An 18,917-nucleotide genomic window follows, 5' to 3' on the forward strand; every position below is an offset into this window, starting at 1 on the left:
GTTATCTCAATAATTAAAAAAAAATTAATCGGCGGTAAAACTAATAAAATATCGTATTCGATATTAATATGATTTATCTTTAGTAAATAAGGATTTTGTAGATGGTTGTCTAAATGTTTTCTATACAAGGTATAAAAAAACCTCAATCCCTTTGTTTAGAAGGTTTTGAGGTTTTTCATTGTGCGGGCGGAGAGACTCGAACTCTCACACCTCGCGGCACTAGATCCTAAGTCTAGCGTGTCTACCAATTCCACCACGCCCGCATTATTACTTTTACAAAACTTAGGACTATTTGCAAAAGCGAGTGCAAATATAAACAATACTTTTAAAATAAAAAGTCTCAGTAAATTTTTTTAGTACTTTTAGACAAAATTAACTCAATCCAATGCAAAATACTAAATCTTACGTTCAGGAACATAAAGAGCGTTTCATCAACGAGCTTCTTGAATTACTAAAAATACCATCTATTAGTGCAGATTCTGCATATAAGAATGATGTAATAAAGACTGCTGATGAAATTAAGAAGAGTCTAGAAAATGCAGGTTGTGATCTTGTAGAAATATGTGAAACTCCTGGATATCCTATAGTTTATGGCGAAAAGATAATAAACCCGGATCTTCCTACTGTTTTAGTATATGGCCATTACGATGTACAACCACCAGATCCAATTGATCTTTGGGATAGTCCACCTTTTGAACCAGTAATTAAAAAAACCGAATTACATCCAGAAGGAGCAATTTTTGCAAGAGGTTCTTGTGACGATAAAGGGCAAATGTATATGCATGTTAAGGCAATGGAATTAATGACTAAGACAGATCAACTTCCTTGTAATGTTAAGTTTATGATCGAAGGAGAAGAAGAAGTTGGAAGTAATAGCCTTGGTTGGTTTGTAGAAAGAAATCAAGAAAAATTATCGAACGATGTAATTCTAATTAGTGATACTGGGATGATTGCAAAAGATGTTCCTTCGATTACTACAGGATTAAGAGGGTTAAGTTATGTCGAGGTAGAGGTAACAGGGCCAAATAGGGATTTACATAGTGGATTGTATGGAGGTGCGGTAGCAAATCCAATTAATATTTTGACTAAGATGATCGCTTCATTACACGATGAGGATAATCATATAACAATCCCAGGTTTTTATGATAAGGTAGAAAACCTTTCTGTAGAAGAACGTGCAGAAATGGGAAAAGCACCATTCTCGTTAGATGCCTATAAAAAATCATTAGATATTAATGCAGTATATGGAGAAGAAGGGTATACAACTAACGAGCGTAATTCAATTCGCCCAACATTAGATGTAAATGGAATTTGGGGCGGATATACTGGTGAAGGAGCAAAGACAGTTATTGCAAGTAAAGCATACGCTAAGATCTCGATGCGTTTAGTGCCTAATCAAGATTGGAAAGAAATAACAGAACTCTTTAAGAATCATTTCGAAAGTATTGCGCCAGAGGCAGTAACTGTAAAAGTTACTCCGCATCACGGAGGACAAGGATATGTAACTCCAATAAATAGTGTAGGGTATCAAGCAGCTAGTAAAGCGTATCAAGATACCTTTGGCAAAACTCCAATTCCACAGCGAAGTGGAGGAAGTATTCCGATTGTTTCTCTATTCGAAAAAGAATTAAAGAGTAAGACAATTCTTATGGGATTTGGATTGGATAGTGATGCAATCCATTCACCCAATGAACATTTTGGTGTTTGGAATTATCTAAAGGGTATAGAAACCATCCCGTTGTTTTATAAATATTTTACAGAATTATATAAATAACAAAGAATTTTTTAAGCTTATCTTTTAATTAAACCACTCATTTAGAGTGGTTTTTTTTGTTCTAAATAAAAAAATATTTGGAAATATAAATTTTTATTCTACATTTGTAGAGTTAATTCTAATAATGTAGAGCAATGCAATTATCTAAAGCCGAAGAACAATTAATGAAATACCTCTGGAAACTAGAAAAAGCTTTCATGAAAGACTTACTAGATGCTTTTCCCGAACCTAAACCGGCAACTACTACGGTCGCTACTTTATTAAAAAGAATGACCGACAAAGGATTTATAGATTATGCTTTGTACGGAAAATCCAGAGAGTATTATCCACTGGTAAAAAAGACAGATTATTTTTCGAAGCATGTAAACGGTTTGATAAAGAATTTTTTTAACGATTCTGCATCCCAGTTTGCATCTTTTTTTACTTCTGAGACCAATTTATCGACGACAGAATTAGAAGAGCTTAAAAAGATTGTAGATAAAGAACTTTTAAAGAAACAAAAATGATAGCATATATAATTAAGTCATCCCTTTGTTTAATACTCCTATGGGGATTCTATAAGTTATTTTTAGAAAAAGAAAATATTCATTTTGTAAAGAGGTTTTATTTGCTATTTAGTTTAATTTTTGCATTCATAATACCTTTAATTACGCTAACCTATCAGGTTGAAGTGATTGCCGAACCTGAGGTAGTTTCAGAAATAGCAACTCCTTTATTAGTAGAATCTAATATTGCTGTAGTAGATGAACCGATTAATTACCTTCAGATTGTTTTGTGGAGTATGTATGGGATTGGAGTTTTGATTTTTGGCTTTCGGTTTATCCGAAATATTACAAGTCTTTCTAAAAAAATTAGAACTAATGAAAGACTTGAAGAACGATCGCATATTAATGTTTTACTAAGTAATTCGATCGTTCCGCATACCTTTCTTAGCTATATTTTCGTGCCCAAGAAAGAATTTCAGGATAAAAAAATCCCTGAAGAAGTTTTACTTCATGAAAAAACACATGTATTACAAAAACATACATTAGATATACTGTTTGTAGAAATTCTACAAGTTCTATTTTGGTTTAATCCTTTATTTATTTTTATAAAAAGATCTATAAAGTTAAACCACGAGTTCCTTGCGGACCAAAATGTATTGAAACAACAATTTTCAATACAAAAATACTTTGATTTACTCGTTAATTACCCTGCTAGCTCTAATCAAGCTGTATTATCGAGTCCTATTAATTATTCATTAACAAAAAAACGATTACAGATGATGACTAAAGAATTTTCTAAAAAAAGAACAATACTTAAACTTACTAGTTTAGTACCTATTCTATTTTTATGCATACTATTTTTTAACAACCAAATAGTAGCTAAAGAAGTAGAGCAACCAATTGATGAAATTACGTATCCTGATGTTGAAGAATTAAATACGCTTGAAGAATCTTCAATTATTGTTTTAAAGGATAAAGAAGAAATTAGTGTTGCAAGTAAAGAACAAAATAGTGTTCAGGACGGAGTTACTAAGGAAATGGTAAAAGAATATGATGTGTGGGCAAAAAATATAAATACTAAAATCAAAGGTAACAAACCGATTAACATCAAGCAGAGTGAGATTTATCGTATGATAGATATTTATAGGAAAATGACTGCTGAGCAGCGAAAAGGAGTGGAACAGTTTCCAGATATTCCACCGCCACCTCCAGTTCCAGAATCACCAAAAGTAATGAAGGGAGAAAAAAGCAATATTCCGCCACCACCACCTCCGCCAGCTCCAGAAGGAAAGAAAGGGGAGAAGAGTGATATACCACCACCACCACCTCCTGCTCCTAAGGAGAAAGAATATGACAATAACAAATCCAAAAAATCGGAAAAGATAAAGACGGAAGATGGTTACTCAGAAATTTTGTTATCAGAAGAAGAAGATTGGACAGAAGAGGAAAAATCGGTTTTAAAGGCACAAGTACAAAGAGAATTGGCTAGAGAGCGAGCAGAACTTGCAAGAGAAAAAGCGGAAATTAGAAGAGAAGAAGCAATGGTAAGAGCAGAGGAGTCTAGAATGGGACAAGAAATAGCAATGATTAGTCAAGAAGAAGCTAGACAAGCAGCAGAAAATGCTCGCGAGAATGCTATGATAAGTAGAGAAGCTGCTGAGAAAGCAAGAGCTATGGCTAGAGAAGCTGCACAAGAATCAAGAGAGCGATCAGAAAAATCAATGCGAAAGGCTGAGGTACAAGCTCGAAAAGCTGAGAAGGAAATACGAATGGAAGAAATGAAAGCACGAAAAAAAGCACAAAAAGCAGAGATGGAAGCGCGAAAATTAATGCGTAAAGCAGAAATTAATGCTCGGAAAGCAGAAATGGTAGCAGAAAAAAAAATGCGCAGGGCTGAATTGAATGCTATGCTAGCAGAGCAGAGAGCAGCAAGGATGGCAGAGCGCAACTCACCGGATAAGCTAATAGAAAGAATGACAAAAAATGATGCTGATTTTTATTATAATGGAAAACAAATTTCTGCAAAAGAAGCTCTTAAACTGGTTGAGGATTCTAATAACAACCTTTCGATTGATGCATCTACAAAAAATGGTAAATCGAAAGTGAAACTTAAAGATTGATCAAGAGCTTTATATATTATAAATAATATAAATTATTTAAAACCTCACTTCGGTGGGGTTTTTTGCGCAACATTTATCTAGAAATCAACGTTATAAGTCTATTGTCAATCAAATACACCCTTAGATTATGTTAAAACGATTTTTTATTATGTGCTCAGGAGCAGATGCTGATATTTTGGCTGAAAGCTCTAATGGAGAACAAAACAAGTATGCCGGTATCGGTGCAACTGTATTTTTTACTGCGCTAATGGCTTTTTTAGCAGCTAGTTATGCTTTATATACAGTATTTGATAATTATTTCACTGCCGTTTTCTTTGGATTGGTATGGGGGTTATTAATTTTTAACCTTGATCGATTTATAGTATCTACTATTAAGAAAAAAGAGAATTTTTTAGATGAACTTTTGCAGGCTTCTCCCAGAATTGTTTTAGCCGTAATTATTGCAGTCGTAATTTCTAAGCCTTTAGAATTAAAGATTTTTGAAAAAGAAATTGATCAGGTTCTTTTAGAACAAAAAAACGATCTAACACTTGCCAATCAGGAACAAATAGCTACTCAATATACTCCAATATTGGAAGGCATTGATGCTGAAATAGTAGCGTTAAAACAAGAAGTTAGTACCAAAGAAGAAGAAGTAAATGAACTGTACGAAACTTATATAGCAGAAGCTGAAGGTAGAAAAGGAACTGAATTAGTAGGTAAAGGTCCAGTGTATAAAGAAAAAAGAGAAAAACATGATGCAATGCTTGCTGAGCTTGTGGAGTTAAAAAAGACAAATGCAGAAAAAGTTGCTGGTTTGGAAACACAAAAAACAGAACTTGCTGCTGAGTACGATAAACAGATAGAAGCATCACAGCCAATAATTGATAATTTTGATGGATTAATGGCTCGAGTAAATGCACTTAATGAATTGCCTTGGCTACCTTCATTTTTTATATTTTTATTGTTTTTAGCTATTGAAACTTCTCCAATTTTTGCAAAGTTACTTTCTCCTAGAGGCGAATATGATTTTAAAATTGAAGATGTGGAAGGCGAAGTAAAAACCTGGACAGCGCAAAAAGCAGATCAGCGTAAAATTTTATTAGCAACGGATCATACTGTTAATGATAGAGTCTATGGTAATATTGCAGAAGAAGATGAATTGTATCAATATAAAAAGAAAATTGCCAGAGAATTGATGCAGAAACAACAAGATGCATTTTATAAAAAGCAAACTGATATATTATAAAGTATTATAAATCAAAGACTTGATGGGTAGGCTATATCTGTCAGGTCGAATACTTGTTTTTTAAAACCGTCGATCTGGGTGAAATACGTTTAGATTTAACGATGGTTTTTTATCCGAAATGATTTCAGAAACTAGTTTTCCTGTTGCTGGACCCATACTCCAACCCATCATTGCATGTCCGGTGGCGATGGTTAGATTTTTACATTTGTTGGATTTCCCAATATAAGCCATTCCATCTGGAGAGACAGGTCGTAAACCACTGGCAGCGTCGTTCTTTTCGTTATCAGTAAGAACAATATCAGGATAGTATGTATGAGCAGCTTTGGCAATAGCCTCAACCCTTACTTTGTTAATATTATGATTAATTCCAGCAATTTCCATAGTTCCTGCGAATCGTGTAAATCCTTCCATCGGTGTAATAGCAACTTTAGCCTCTGCTAAGATTGTCGGCATAGTAATACCTAAATTTCTATTAGAATTGATCCGATATCCTTTACCAGCTTCTAACAATAATTTAATTCCAAGTTTTTTACTTAGTATTTTCGACCAAGAACCGGCTGCTAATACAAATTCATCAGCAGAATATGCAGTAGTTGTACTTTTAATGGTGGTAATTTTTCCATTTTCTATTGTTAGGTCAGAAATTTTTTCATTTTTCAAAAAGATCACACCTTGTTTTAAAAGATATTCTTTTATTTCTTCCATAAATAGATGAGGTGTTGTATGTCCATCACATTCATACAAAATAGCACCTTTAGCCTTGAATTGTACGTTAGGTTCAATTTGCTTTAATTCGGAAAAAGAGAGGTTTTTAACGGGTAACCCTTCTTTTTGCGCAAGTTCTCCTACACGGATCTCTTCTTCCAGCATTGAATCTGTCTGACAAAGCATTAATAATCCTTTTCGTTCTAAATGGAACTTAAACTGCTCTTGTTCTTTTATTTCAGAATAAAGCTCTCTGCTTAATAGATTTATATCTTTAATAGCAGAAATGCTGCGGGCTACATTTTTTGAAGAACAAGATTTATTGAATGCCCAAGACCATTCTAAAAACTCTTTATTAAGTCGAGGTTTTATGTATAAAGGACTGGCGGGATTAAACATCCACTTAATTCCTTTCTTCATTACGCCAGGAGCTGCCAAAGGTATGATATGACTAGGAGTGAGATATCCAGCATTTACATAAGAAGCTCCAAAATCCATAGATGACTGATCTATCACTGTTACTTTATGACCTTCCTTATGCAAATAATATGCAGAACAAAGACCTATTATTCCTCCTCCAATAACAATTACTTCCTTCATTTTTGAATCATAAATTTAAATTACCTGAAAACCGTGTGCATATGGGTCATCTTCATCATCGATAATGATAGTGTTATATCCATAAATTTTTGCCCATCCTTGTATACTAGGAATAATAGCTTTTTGATTACCAAGCTCAGTTTCTTCTTCTATTCTTCCAATAAATTTAGAACCGATATAACTTTCGTGTATAAAATCATCTCCTTTTTTCAGTTTTCCTTTTGCATATAATTGGGCCATTCTTGCTGAGGTTCCTGTACCACAAGGAGAGCGATCTATGGCCTTGTCACCATAAAAAACAGCATTTCTCCCTGAAGAGTTAGGATCTAAAGGATCTCCGGTCCAAAGGATATGACTTACATCTCTAATGGTTTCGTTCTCTGGATGAACAAAAAAGTTTGGGTATTTTTTATTAATTCGATCCCGCAAAATTTGTGAATATTGAATCAGCTTAGAAGCTGTAAAATTATGTATTCCGCTAAAGTTTTTCTGAGGGTCTATAATTGCATAGTAATTACCGCCGTAAGCCACATCAAAAATAATTTCTCCAAGTTCTGGACAATCTATAATTAAATCCTGATTAGCAAGATAGGATTTTACGTTTTTTAGTCGAACCCATTCTACTTTTTTTTCAGACTGTTTATAGGTAATCTCAACTAAACCTGCAGGAGCTTCCATTCTTATTTTTCCTGGGGTTTTGGGTTGTATTAATCCTTCTTCGATAGCAATAGTAATAGTTCCAATGGTTCCATGACCGCACATAGGTAAACAACCAGATGTTTCAATAAATAATATTGCAAAATCATTTGAAGAATCGCTAGGTTTAAATAAGAAACTACCGCTCATCATATCGTGTCCACGAGGTTCAAACATTAATCCTGTTCTTATCCAATCATATTCTTTTAGGAAATGTTGGCGTTTTTCGCTCATTGAATTTCCTTTAAGATCTGGATGTCCTGTAGTAACTACCCTAACTGGATTTCCGCAGGTATGAGCATCTATACATTTATAAACAGTTTTAGACATCATTAAATCTGATCATGAGTTTGTTTTCCATCTACTAATCGAGAAATATGTAAAGGGTTCTCGTTTTTAAGTTCATTTGGTAGCAAGTTATTTGGCCAACTTTGATAACTAAACGGTCGTACCCAACGTTTAATAGAATGAATACCAACTGCTGTAAATCTACTATCCGTAGAAGCCGGATATGGACCACCATGGAGCATAGAAGGACACACTTCTACACCTGTAGGCACGCCATTAAAAATTATTCTTCCCACGCGATTTTGTAATGCGTTTATTATGGGAGAATACATTTCAATTTCATCATCTTCACCAAGGATAGTTCCTGTAAGTTGTCCTTCTAGATTAGTAATTACGGTTTCTAATTCTTTTATATCCTCACATTGTACAATCATAGAAAATGGACCAAATACTTCTTGATGTAATGTAGTGTTTTCTAAAAATGTTTTTCCTTCTACTGTAGTTATAGTTTGTTTTGCGTGATTAACGGCTACGTCACTTTCGTAATTAGCAGTTATAATTAAGCCTTTTTGTTGTATCGCATTAGTTTTGTTCTTTTCATAGTTACCAATGATATTTGGATGTAGCATACAAGATGGTTCAATCTTTATAATTTCTTCAGATAAAGTATTTATAAAATTATCAAGCGATTCACCGTTTATTCCAAGGATTAAACCTGGGTTTGTACAAAACTGCCCAGTTCCTAGTGTAATTGATTGTGCATAGGTTTTCGCAAGGTCTGCTCCTTTAGAAGTTGTTGCTTTTGGTAAAAGAATAACAGGGTTTATACTTCCCATTTCTGCAAATACAGGTATTGGTTCTGACCGTTGTGATGCTAAGTCAAAAAGAGCCCTTCCTCCTTTTATACTTCCAGTAAATCCTACAGCTTTTACTTTTGGATGCTTAACCAGTCTAGTCCCAACTTCGATTCCAGAGCTATTAAGATTAGAGAATACTCCATTGGGCATACCTGTTTTTTTAGCGGCGTTTATAATAGCCGAAGCTACTAGTTCTCCAGTTCCCGCATGCATAGGGTGCGATTTTACAATGACCGGACATCCAGCTGCTAATGCAGCAGCAGTATCTCCACCGGCTGTAGAATAAGCTAAAGGAAAATTACTAGCTCCAAAAACAACTACTGGCCCCAGAGGAACTAGCATTTTGCGAATATCTTGTTTGGGGATTGGTTTGCGTTCTAGATTTGCTGTATCAATTGTAGCTTCTACCCAAGAACCATTAGCAACTAACTCTGCAAACATTCTTAACTGACCGATTGTTCTGCCGCGTTCTCCTTTTGCTCTTCCTTCTGGCAGTCCAGTTTCGGACATATATGTATTAATAAGTGTTTGATCTAGTTTCAAGATTTCGTCTGCGATTGTATTAAGAAACTCCGATTTTTTAAGACCAGACACTTTTTTAAATGATTCAAACGCATCTGCAGCAAGAGATATTGATTTTTCTATTTCCTCTGAAGAAGCTTCATGAAAAATAGTTTCATTTTCTAGATTTAGTTTAGGATTAAAAGTTTTATATGTTTTGGTACTTTCTGCTGAAAGTTGATTACCAATGTAGTTTTTACCGCTTATCATTAATGACAAATTAGTGAGTTAGTGTTATAATAATTTAATCTATAATAGGAGGATTTTATTCTCCTAGAATTGTTTGTGTTCTGTTAAGAGACCAAAGATTTGTAATTTGGTAGTACTGGTCTTGTTTTTAATCCATTTTCAATGACCTGTAAAACATTTTGACGTTCTTCTCCAATTAATGGAAGTCTTGGAGCTCTTACGTTTTCTGTTCCAATTCCAGTAGCAACCTCTGCTAGCTTAATGTTTTGTACTAATTTAGGATTTATATCTAACTCTAGCAATGGTAAAAACCAACGATAAATTTCTACTGCTTCTTTAATTCGTCCTGCTTTTTGTAGTTCGTAGATTGCTACTGTTTCCTTTGGAAATGCACAAACTAATCCAGCAACCCATCCATCTGCGCCCATTAGTAAACTTTCTAGAGCCAGAGTGTCTACACCACTTAGGATTTTTAATCGATCTCCAAATCTATTTTTTATACGTGTAACATTAGAAATATCTCTGGTGGATTCTTTTACTGCTTGTATGTTGTCAAATTTGATAAGTTCTTCGAACATATCTAACGTAACTTCAATTTTATAATCTACAGGATTATTATAGATCATAATGGGTAAATCAGTGTTTTTAGCTACTTCTTTAAAATAAACAACTGTTTCTCTATCTCCAGCTTTATATCGCATCGGAGGGAGCATCATAAGACCATTAGCGCCATCTTCTTCTGCTTTTTGAGCAGCTTCAATAGCACCTTTTGTGCTTTGTTCTGCAATATTGATAATAACAGGGACTTTGTCTTTAACAATTTCTACGGTAGTTTTTACGAGAGTACTTTTTTCCATATTGTTTAATGTACTTGCTTCTCCCAATGTTCCGCCCAAAATAATTCCATGAACACCAGCATTTAATTGTGCTTCGATATTAGTAGTAAACATTGATAAATCCAAAGTGTCTTCGTCTGTAAACTTTGTAGTAACTGCTGGCATAACGCCTTTCCAATCTATAGTCATTGCTTATAATTTTGGTTCAAATATATTGTCAATTTTATCAAGTGTATATTTCAAAATTATCTCATTATGATACTATATTATCTCATATTGTAATAATTTACTTAATTATGATTAATATTGATGTAGATACTGCTATGAATGAAAGCCTTACCCTTTAAAATACCCAAATCTTCCACGGATACTTTAATTGTTCAAGAAGATAAGGAAATTGTCTTATATGATAAATTTCATCAGCATGAAGAAATACAAATTTCTATTATTATTTCTGGAGAAGGTAACTTAATTGTTGGTGATACCATTGCTGATTACAAACCAAATGATATTTTGGTTTTTGGGAGTAATGTTCCGCATGTATTACAAAGTTCAGAATCTGCTGAGAAATCTTATATGATTTCTCTTTTTTTTACTAAAGAATCCTTTGGTAAAATGTTTTTTGACCTACCAGAGTTTGAAGGTTTAAATCATTTTTTTAGAAGCTCTGTATATGGGATTAAAGTGCTTTCGCAAAAACAAAAGCTAAAAAAACAGTTTCTCAAAATTTTAAAAAAAGAAGATAGATTAGATCGTTTTATGGTTTTTCTGAAAATATTAAAACTTTTAAAAACGGTTAAAGTAGAAACAATATCTTCATTTATTTCTAAAAGAGCATATACAGATAATGAAGGAAAAAGAATGGCTACTGTTTTTCAAGTTGTAATGAATGAGTTTAATAGAGATTTTTCATTAAAAGAAGCGGCAAGCCTTGCTAATATGACACCAAACGCTTTTTGTCGCTATTTTAAACAACGTACTAATAAAACATTTTTTCAGTTTTTGATTGAGGTTCGAATTGAAAATGTCTGTAGACTTTTATCCAAAGAAACTGAAATAACGATATCAGAAGCATCGTATAATAGTGGTTTTAAGAATCTATCTAATTTTAATAGAAAGTTTAAAGAAATAAAAGGAGTTACTCCGTCTACATACAAAAAGAGATTACACGATTCCCATTTTGTTTAGTAAAAAAGAAGCATTCATATTTTGACAAACACCATCTTTGAATTTATAATCAAAATATAACTCATCATTTATGATTTGCGCATCAAAGAATCTGTTTTTCACCTTATCTAATTCTGTCGCGATTTCGCATAGACTTAAATCGTGTGTTGCTATTATTCCGGTAGCTTGAGCCTTGACTAGTTTTTCTACAAATTTTCGAGATCCAGCTGCTTTATCTTTACTATTTGTTCCTTTCAGAATTTCATCTAAAATAATAAAGTACTCATCGTCTTGTAGTGCATCCACAATTTTTTTAAGTTGTGTTAACTCAGAAAAGAAATAAGAAGCATCATCACTTAGAGAATCCGAGGTTCTCATACTAGTGATTAACTTAATAGGTCGATATACACAGGATTGAGCACAAACAGGTAATCCAATATTAGACATTACAATTTGTAACGCTACAGTTCTAAGAAATGTACTCTTACCTGCCATATTAGCTCCGGTTATGATAAAAAATTCCTCTTTGTTGATTATAATATCATTATCAACCCGTTTTGCTGTTTTTAGCATTGGGTGTCCAAGTTCTTTAGCGTTAATGATGGTACCTTCTTTAATTAATTCTGGATATGTATAACCAGGATTGTTAAAAGCAAAATTCCCTAATGAGTTATAGGCGTCAAAAAAGGCAATAACCTCAAACCATTGATCTACTTTGTGATGATGCGTGGCAATCCATTTTTCTATACGATAGCATTGCATAATATCCCAGAGAAGAAGACCATTAGCAAAAACACCAAACATCATATTGTTTCTTTGGTCTAAAGCATTAAGAATACTTGCAAATTGTTTTAGTATGAGTGATGCCTTTTCTTTTTCGTTAATTACGTTCTGCTGTCTTTCCTGAAGCAAGGTTGAATCAAAACTGCTACTTTCAATTTTATCTACTAGTTTATAATATTGTTCGAAAGTATCTTTTACTTTATTTGCTTCATTGTATAAGCTATTGATTTTTTTTAGTTGAGATCCTGTTATTCCTAAACCAATAAAAAACCAAATTAAGAACATTTGGAAAGTAATAATTTCCAAGAATAATAATACCAGTAACACTACAGAAATAGATGAAATAATAGTAGGAAGAACCTTCATTATTTTAGGAACAAATGGGACATAGTTTTGTAACCACTGTCGAATTGTAGATACTGAAGCAGAAACATCAACAAGTGAGGCAATAGCACTAAATTCCTGTCGCCAAGTTGCTAGATTCCCCAAGTTTTTTATAGCTTCTTGTTTGTCATTGATGTTATTTATGTTATTACTTCTTAATAAATGTGCTAATTTGTTCTTTCCTGCTGCAGTGGCTGTTCTATTTGTATATTGAAAGAAAGATCTATCTCCAAATAAATCAATATCATGGCTATATTTATGAGAAGGGTCTATGAATTCTTTTCCTTTAGATAATTTACTGTAATCTCCACCAAAAACATCAATTTCTAATGTGTTAAGATCGATTAACTTCTGTAGTTTATTTTTTGTGTAAGATAAATTGGTATGGCGATTAACCATTACAATAAAAAGAGCAATTCCTATTACGATACTTCCAACAATAATCTGCGTATTTGGGTACCCAAAATAGATACCGGCTATGATACCTAAGAAGACAAAAAGTCTAATTGTACTAGAAAGAGTTAGTTGTTTTTTTACCTTTTTTAGAGATAGGCTATAAGTGTTTATTTGTGTGTTATAGAATTGTTGAGGATTATTCATTGTATGTTATAGAAATAGAGATATTGATAAAAAAATGAGTGTTTTTTATCGTACTCTATTTTAGTTTTAATATTAAAGATTTTCTAATTCTTGCTTTACTTTTTTTGTTAAACCACTTACTACTAACGCATAAGAGTGATCTATTAATTCACATAACATATTAGTAGCTAAACTGCCAGAAAAGTTAACAGTATTCCAATGTTTTTTACTCATATGGTATCCTGGTTTGATTTCTGAGTGATATTCTCTTAGTTCAATAGCTTTATCAGGATCACATTTTAGATTTACACTAAAAGGATGTCTTTCTAATCCAGTTAGCGCAAACATTTTGCCCATTACCTTAAAAACTAAGGTAGTTTCATCAAAAGGGAATTCTTCTGTTACTCCTTTTTTTGATAAACAATAATCTCTAAAAGTTTCTATATCCATTTTGCCATAATCATGTCTGGATTAGATAGTGCATCAAATCCAAATTGTTTATATAATCCATGCGCGTCAGAAGTGGCTAGCATCCATCGATTAACTTTTTGTAAATCCGGATGCTCCATAATTGCTTCAATTAATTTTTTCGAATACCCTTTTCCGCGATGGTTTTCTGCAATAAAAACATCCATAAGATATCCAAAAACCGTGTAGTCCGTTAATACTCTCGCAAAACCAATTTGTTTGTCATTAATATAAACGCCAAAAGTAAGACAATGTTCTATGCTGGTTATTACTTCTTGTTTTGTTCTTCCTTTTGCCCAGTATGCGGTCGTTAAAAATTGATGAATAAAATCAATGTCTAATTTTGATTTTTCGGTAGAAATTATAACATTCATCTTTCTAGTTTAAGAGTTTTGTGTCAGCATCATTATTGACTTCTAAAGCAGAGTAGTCTAATGTCCATCCTATGGATTCTGCTACTGTTTCCATAAGCGATATAACAGTAAGTAATTCTTTTCCTGCAGATTCTATTAATCCACTTTCTGGGATTTTATCAATAATAAACTGTTTAGCTTCTTGGTTTATATCTGTTAGATCATTAGATGTCATTGGATTTAACCAACCTTCCTTTTTGTCATAATACTTAAAATCAGTTTCTATTGTAAGAAGTTTTGGTTTCGGGAATTGTGTTAGTATGATTTGTTTGTTTTTTGTATCACTTTCCATTTTTATTTTAGAAAGGTCAAAACCAACATGTGCTTTGGCATCAATTAGAATCAAAGCTTTTTTCTTTCCTCTAATGGTTTTAAAGAATTTTTCTTTTACACTTTCATAGTGATAGATTTCTGCAAAATCCCCTTCTACAGTAACAAGTTTACAAACACTTCTGATTTTTTCCATTAAGATGGTAGATTGTGTTTGTATGCCTGCTCTTTTTTTTATGACATTAAATCTGGCAAAAATAAAATATGCCAAAACAGAACCTATTAACAATCCAATAAATAATAATTCCATACTAATTCTTTTTACCTATCTCACCAAGGTGTGTAAATTTAAAACCTTTTTCATATTTAAGACCATACCCTAGAATTCTATCGAAACAAGCATGCGAAAATAAAATAATTCCACAGAGTTGTATAAATTCGTTTGAATAATACATTCCTACGAGGTAAATCAAAATAGCGAGGCCTTTGTGATGAAATAGATTATATGAAAAGGCACCTATTCTATTATTAATCGCATATCCTAGCATCCCTATATCCGGAATCAAAAATAAAGCCAAGAATAACCACCAAGAAAAGGGTAATAGGCTAAATAAATAAATTCCTAGTCCAAGCATAGCTAGCTCTTCTAATTGTAAAGTCGATTTCATGAGGATTCTAATATTTTATACAAAATTGGTTTACTAGGAGAAGCATCATTTTCAAAAGAGGCAATCTGAAGGTTTAAAATATAATCTCCATCTTTAATATCATTATTAACAAATACCATTTCGGTAATGGTAGCATCAAATATTGTTGCTTTTGGATAGTTCCAAAAAGCTTTATGAGCTAATAATTTGCCATCATCTTTTTCTTTATCCACAGACGGTAGATCAATTAATAGGTGTTTTATCCCCAGTTCTCGAATATATATCGCTGCATCTTCTGATAAATAGGGCCAATTAGTATGAGAGTGTTGTTTGCTAATTTTTTCATCTAGATTAGGAAGCGTTCTGATAATTAGAGCTTCTGTATTATAATGAATGAATTCTTGGAGCAGACTTTTCGTAATCACAAAATCTTCACCTTTTTTTTCTGGACTTACACTAATAAGCTCCGCAGTAAAAAAGAATTGTTTTAAGGTGTCATTGATACTATAGAACTCTGTTGTTATATGGCCAACACATTCGGTGTGCGTTCCGTGTCCGTGTGGGTTAAAATGGATATTATTAAAATTCGTAGAGGCACCTTCAGAAACTTTACCAATCCAATTTCCATCTGTAACAGGTTCAATTTTTGGAGCAGGTATATACCATGCGTTTACATTATCAAGGGTTCCTCTTAATAGAATTGAAATATCTAAAGGCTTAGAGAGATCTATTTTGTAAAGACATTCTTTGTATTGTATAGTAGTAATCATGAAGTTGTACTTATACTAGTTTAATTTTAAAGAAACTAGTTACCCTAAATTTAACAAGAAAAGATCACTTGCAATCCCATCACTTAAAAACTTTCCTTTTTTAGTAACAATTAATATATCTCCATCAAGAAACAAGAGATGTTCATCTAGATGTTTTTGAGCCTGTTTTAGTAGATATTCTTTATATGTAAGTCCAAAATCGTCTTCAACTTTTTGAAGAGAAACTCCCCAAATAGTTCTTAGTCCCGTCATTACGTATTCATTGTATTTGTCAGTAGTGGTTAATTCTTCAATTTCTCTTGGAATTTTGTTTTCCTGCAGTGATTTGATATATTTTATATTGTTTTTGATATTCCAGCTACGTTCTTTGCCATTATACGAATGTGCAGAAGGACCAATTCCTAGATAATGTTTGCCTTGCCAATATGCAGTATTGTTTTTACTAAAATATCCAGGTTTTCCAAAATTAGAAAACTCATAATATTCAAAACCTTCTTTTTCCATGGTATCTACTAAAATATTGAAATGCTTTTGTGCTAGTTCGTCTTCTACTGGAGCAATGACTCCTTTTTCGATAAATGATGATAATGCAGTATTGGGTTCTACAGTTAGAGCGTAGCTTGAGATATGAGGAACATTAGTTTCTAAGGCTATTTTTAAGTTTTCTTGCCATCGCTCTGAAGACATTCCTGGAATACCATAAATCAGATCAATTGAGATATTATCGAAATATTTACTCGCTATCGATAAACAGGTCCTAGCTTCATTGTCATTATGAGCTCGGTTCATAAGTTTTAAATCTTCATCAAAAAATGATTGAATACCAATACTAAGACGATTTACTTCGGTAGAAGCTAATGATTTTATATACGCTTCTGTAAGATCATCGGGATTGGCCTCTATAGTAATTTCTACAGTATCGGATACAAGATAATTTTCATAAATAGTATCGACAATGAATTTTAAAGCAGAAACAGATAATATACTTGGAGTTCCACCTCCAAAATATATAGTTTCAATTACTTGATGATCATCAATTTCTGATCTTCTTAGTTTGATCTCATTACATAACGCAAAAACCATTTGATCTCTCTTTTTACCAGAGGTAGAGAAATGGAAATCACAATAGTGACATGCTTGTTTGCAAAATGGAATATGTATGTAAATACCGCTGATGACTTTAAGTTTTTAGAGTTAATTATATTTTAATAAAATAATCTTCATCAAGATTTTTTTCGTAATGTTTTTCTCGAAGCTTGGAATGATTAATAATGTATCCCTCAAAACCGATAAATTTTAGAATCAGTTTTGAAATCATTGTATACAATCTATAAGTCAAATATTGATATTCTTTTTCTATTTTGGTGTAATCCTCTTCATTTTTAATGGTTAAAAGATCATTTATAAGTTTTCCATGAAAAAATTTATTACGTTTTCCAATTATTACCCTTTCTTCAACTGATAAAGTAACCTGCAGTGATTTAAAAACACTTTCGATTTTGATATTATTTTGTGAAAGCTTTTTATCAATCTCATTTATAGATTTCTTCAATAAATTATAGTCGTCAAGCTTAATTTTACTTTTGTATTTTTCAATTGTCTTTATAGCATTATCTCTAACATTAATTGCCTTAATTTTTTGTGGATTTATGACTTTGGATATTTCTTCTATCAAGATTTCTAAAACAATAAAAAGTGTTGAGGGTCTTGTGGTGTAAGAATTATTAAACGATTCAAAAAGAAGTACGATAGCTCCAAAAGTATTATGATTTGCGTTAAGTAAACTAATGAGTTTTTCAAGGCTTTTATCACTCATTTTAGAATCTATAGTATCAAAATCGAAATTTTCATCTTCGATAAAGTCACGATATTCGCCTGTAGTGTTAGTAATTGGTTTCTCAAGTATTTTTGATTTTAAGGACAGTCTTGAAAAAAAGTTAACATTTTGATCCCAGTTCAAAGTTTCCGATTGAAAGAATATCTGTTCTTCTCTAATACAATGACCTTTTAAAAAACCAACCGACCATAAGATACTATTAGTGATATGCTTAAATTCTTCTAGGGTTAAAATATCAAAAGACTCAATTAATAGATAGCTTTTGCTATTACTATTAAAGATTTTTTGACTAATACTGAATTCAATGTTATTTAAAACAACTTTAAATTCTTTTTTATTTTTTTCTAAAAAATCCAAATAAAACCAGCTATTTAACCTAGTTAATAATCTGTAGTAATTTTTTTTTTCACTATCAAAGTTTTTACTTTCAAAAATATATCCTTCAAATTTTGTTTCAGGGAGTATGCCTTTAAGAATAAAATTATTTATTCTTAAATTAACTTTATTGTCTGTCAAAGAGAATTTTGAATCTTTCTGAAAGAAAGATTCATCAATAGGAAAACCAAGTTTAAAGCAAAGACCTTCAGCTTCTTTTTTTATTAAAAACCGTCCTTTTTTATTTGATGTATTTTCAGTTACAAGAAATTCTCTTTCTTTATCTAGATTTTCAAGCCATAAAAGAGTATCTATAAAGTTCATTTCTTAACTCGTTTCTCGTTTTGTTTTACAAACGCTGCCCAACCAGTATAGCTTTTACCTACAATATCTGCTCTACCCATATTATAAAAATGACAAACAGCGGCTGCTAATCCATCTGTAGAATCTAGATTTTTAGGAAGCGTTTTGATTTTTAAAAGACTTTGAAGCATTTTAGCGACTTGTTCTTTACTGGCATTACCATTCCCGGTAATTGCCATTTTTATTTTTTTTGGAGAGTATTCTGTGATAGGCACTTCTCTGCTTAATCCAGCTGCCATAGCAACTCCTTGTGCACGACCTAATTTAAGCATAGATTGTACGTTTTTACCAAAGAATGGGGCTTCAATAGCTATTTCATCTGGGTGATATGTTTCTATGAGTTCTATTGTACGCTCAAAGATAAGTTTTAACTTTACGTAGTGATCGTCGTATTTGCTAAGTTGTAACTCATTAAGTTGTAAGAAAGACATTTTTTTCTTAACAACTTTGATCAAACCAAATCCCATGATGGTAGTTCCAGGATCAATACCTAATATTATTTTTTCACTTTCCAATAGCTTT

Annotated in this window: 18 protein-coding genes and 1 tRNA gene; 5 read left to right on the top strand and 14 right to left on the bottom strand. The window is 32.4% G+C overall.

The genetic code is table 11. The annotated features are described in order from the left end of the window. Positions 1 to 181: 181 nt before the first annotated feature. Positions 182 to 263: transfer RNA gene (locus tag NMK29_RS22980), tRNA-Leu, on the bottom strand. 122 nt (positions 264 to 385) lie between these two features. Here NMK29_RS22980 and NMK29_RS22985 point away from each other — a divergent pair. The 4 genes from NMK29_RS22985 (at position 386) to NMK29_RS23000 (ending at position 5,607) form a co-directional block, all read left to right on the top strand. Beyond that, positions 386 to 1,774 (top strand): dipeptidase, encoded by a 1,389-nt coding sequence (locus NMK29_RS22985; protein WP_108804938.1) that lies wholly within the window; start codon positions 386 to 388, stop codon positions 1,772 to 1,774. Positions 1,775 to 1,908: 134 nt separating this feature from the next. Further along, a complete protein-coding gene (locus tag NMK29_RS22990; RefSeq protein ID WP_108804939.1) occupies positions 1,909 to 2,280 on the top strand; it encodes a BlaI/MecI/CopY family transcriptional regulator in 372 nt (123 codons plus the stop codon). Next, positions 2,277 to 4,379, top strand: coding sequence for a M56 family metallopeptidase (locus NMK29_RS22995; RefSeq protein WP_108804940.1), 2,103 nt, complete (start codon positions 2,277 to 2,279; stop codon positions 4,377 to 4,379). The genes NMK29_RS22990 and NMK29_RS22995 overlap by 4 nt, the downstream gene beginning before the upstream one ends. A gap of 127 nt (positions 4,380 to 4,506) precedes the next feature. Next, positions 4,507 to 5,607, top strand: a complete 1,101-nt coding sequence (locus NMK29_RS23000) for a DUF4407 domain-containing protein (protein ID WP_108804941.1) — start codon at positions 4,507 to 4,509, stop codon at positions 5,605 to 5,607. Positions 5,608 to 5,667: 60 nt separating this feature from the next. On the opposite strand, the gene NMK29_RS23005 is transcribed toward NMK29_RS23000, so the two are convergent. The 4 genes from NMK29_RS23005 to NMK29_RS23020 form a co-directional block, all read right to left on the bottom strand. Next, positions 5,668 to 6,912, bottom strand: coding sequence for an FAD-binding oxidoreductase (locus NMK29_RS23005; RefSeq protein ID WP_108804942.1), 1,245 nt, complete (start codon positions 6,910 to 6,912; stop codon positions 5,668 to 5,670). A 15-nt stretch (positions 6,913 to 6,927) separates the two neighbouring features. Then, positions 6,928 to 7,938 carry a 4-hydroxyproline epimerase gene (locus NMK29_RS23010; protein WP_108804943.1) on the bottom strand — a complete coding sequence of 337 codons (1,011 nt, stop codon included), beginning with the start codon at positions 7,936 to 7,938 and terminating at the stop codon, positions 6,928 to 6,930. A 2-nt stretch (positions 7,939 to 7,940) separates the two neighbouring features. Next, positions 7,941 to 9,524 carry an aldehyde dehydrogenase (NADP(+)) gene (locus NMK29_RS23015; protein ID WP_108804944.1) on the bottom strand — a complete coding sequence of 528 codons (1,584 nt, stop codon included), beginning with the start codon at positions 9,522 to 9,524 and terminating at the stop codon, positions 7,941 to 7,943. 83 nt (positions 9,525 to 9,607) lie between these two features. Beyond that, the gene (locus NMK29_RS23020) at positions 9,608 to 10,528 is read right to left on the bottom strand and encodes a dihydrodipicolinate synthase family protein (RefSeq protein ID WP_027392990.1); all 921 of its coding nucleotides are present in this window, start codon (positions 10,526 to 10,528) and stop codon (positions 9,608 to 9,610) included. Positions 10,529 to 10,666: 138 nt separating this feature from the next. Between NMK29_RS23020 and NMK29_RS23025 the strand changes: the two genes are divergently transcribed. Continuing rightward, positions 10,667 to 11,527 (top strand): AraC family transcriptional regulator, encoded by an 861-nt coding sequence (locus NMK29_RS23025; RefSeq protein WP_108804945.1) that lies wholly within the window; start codon positions 10,667 to 10,669, stop codon positions 11,525 to 11,527. On the opposite strand, the gene NMK29_RS23030 is transcribed toward NMK29_RS23025, so the two are convergent. The 9 genes from NMK29_RS23030 to ruvC form a co-directional block, all read right to left on the bottom strand. Further along, positions 11,504 to 13,273 (bottom strand): DNA mismatch repair protein MutS, encoded by a 1,770-nt coding sequence (locus NMK29_RS23030; RefSeq protein WP_108804946.1) that lies wholly within the window; start codon positions 13,271 to 13,273, stop codon positions 11,504 to 11,506. The genes NMK29_RS23025 and NMK29_RS23030 overlap by 24 nt on opposite strands. Positions 13,274 to 13,345: 72 nt before the next feature. Further along, entirely contained in the window at positions 13,346 to 13,702 is a 357-nt protein-coding gene (locus NMK29_RS23035; RefSeq protein ID WP_108804947.1) for an MmcQ/YjbR family DNA-binding protein, read from the bottom strand. Next, on the bottom strand, positions 13,693 to 14,094 hold the full coding sequence (locus NMK29_RS23040) for a GNAT family N-acetyltransferase (RefSeq protein WP_108804948.1): 402 nt from the start codon (positions 14,092 to 14,094) through the stop codon (positions 13,693 to 13,695). Before NMK29_RS23040 ends, NMK29_RS23035 begins: the two co-directional genes overlap by 10 nt. Before the next feature lie 4 nt (positions 14,095 to 14,098). Next, positions 14,099 to 14,713 (bottom strand): DUF4230 domain-containing protein, encoded by a 615-nt coding sequence (locus tag NMK29_RS23045; RefSeq protein WP_108804949.1) that lies wholly within the window; start codon positions 14,711 to 14,713, stop codon positions 14,099 to 14,101. A 1-nt stretch (position 14,714) separates the two neighbouring features. After that, positions 14,715 to 15,071, bottom strand: a complete 357-nt coding sequence (locus NMK29_RS23050; protein ID WP_108804950.1) for a DUF4260 domain-containing protein — start codon at positions 15,069 to 15,071, stop codon at positions 14,715 to 14,717. Beyond that, positions 15,068 to 15,820 carry a cyclase family protein gene (locus tag NMK29_RS23055; protein WP_108804951.1) on the bottom strand — a complete coding sequence of 251 codons (753 nt, stop codon included), beginning with the start codon at positions 15,818 to 15,820 and terminating at the stop codon, positions 15,068 to 15,070. Before NMK29_RS23055 ends, NMK29_RS23050 begins: the two co-directional genes overlap by 4 nt. Positions 15,821 to 15,859: 39 nt before the next feature. Continuing rightward, a complete protein-coding gene (hemW, locus tag NMK29_RS23060) occupies positions 15,860 to 16,996 on the bottom strand; it encodes a radical SAM family heme chaperone HemW (RefSeq protein ID WP_108804952.1) in 1,137 nt (378 codons plus the stop codon). Between the two features lie 22 nt (positions 16,997 to 17,018). Continuing rightward, positions 17,019 to 18,356 (bottom strand): hypothetical protein, encoded by a 1,338-nt coding sequence (locus tag NMK29_RS23065; RefSeq protein WP_108804953.1) that lies wholly within the window; start codon positions 18,354 to 18,356, stop codon positions 17,019 to 17,021. Then, positions 18,353 to 18,910, bottom strand: a complete 558-nt coding sequence (ruvC, locus tag NMK29_RS23070) for a crossover junction endodeoxyribonuclease RuvC (RefSeq protein WP_027392999.1) — start codon at positions 18,908 to 18,910, stop codon at positions 18,353 to 18,355. The genes NMK29_RS23065 and ruvC overlap by 4 nt, the downstream gene beginning before the upstream one ends. Positions 18,911 to 18,917: the final 7 nt, after the last annotated feature.

It is taken from the genome of Aquimarina sp. Aq107 (assembly GCF_943733665.1).
Taxonomy (GTDB): domain Bacteria; phylum Bacteroidota; class Bacteroidia; order Flavobacteriales; family Flavobacteriaceae; genus Aquimarina.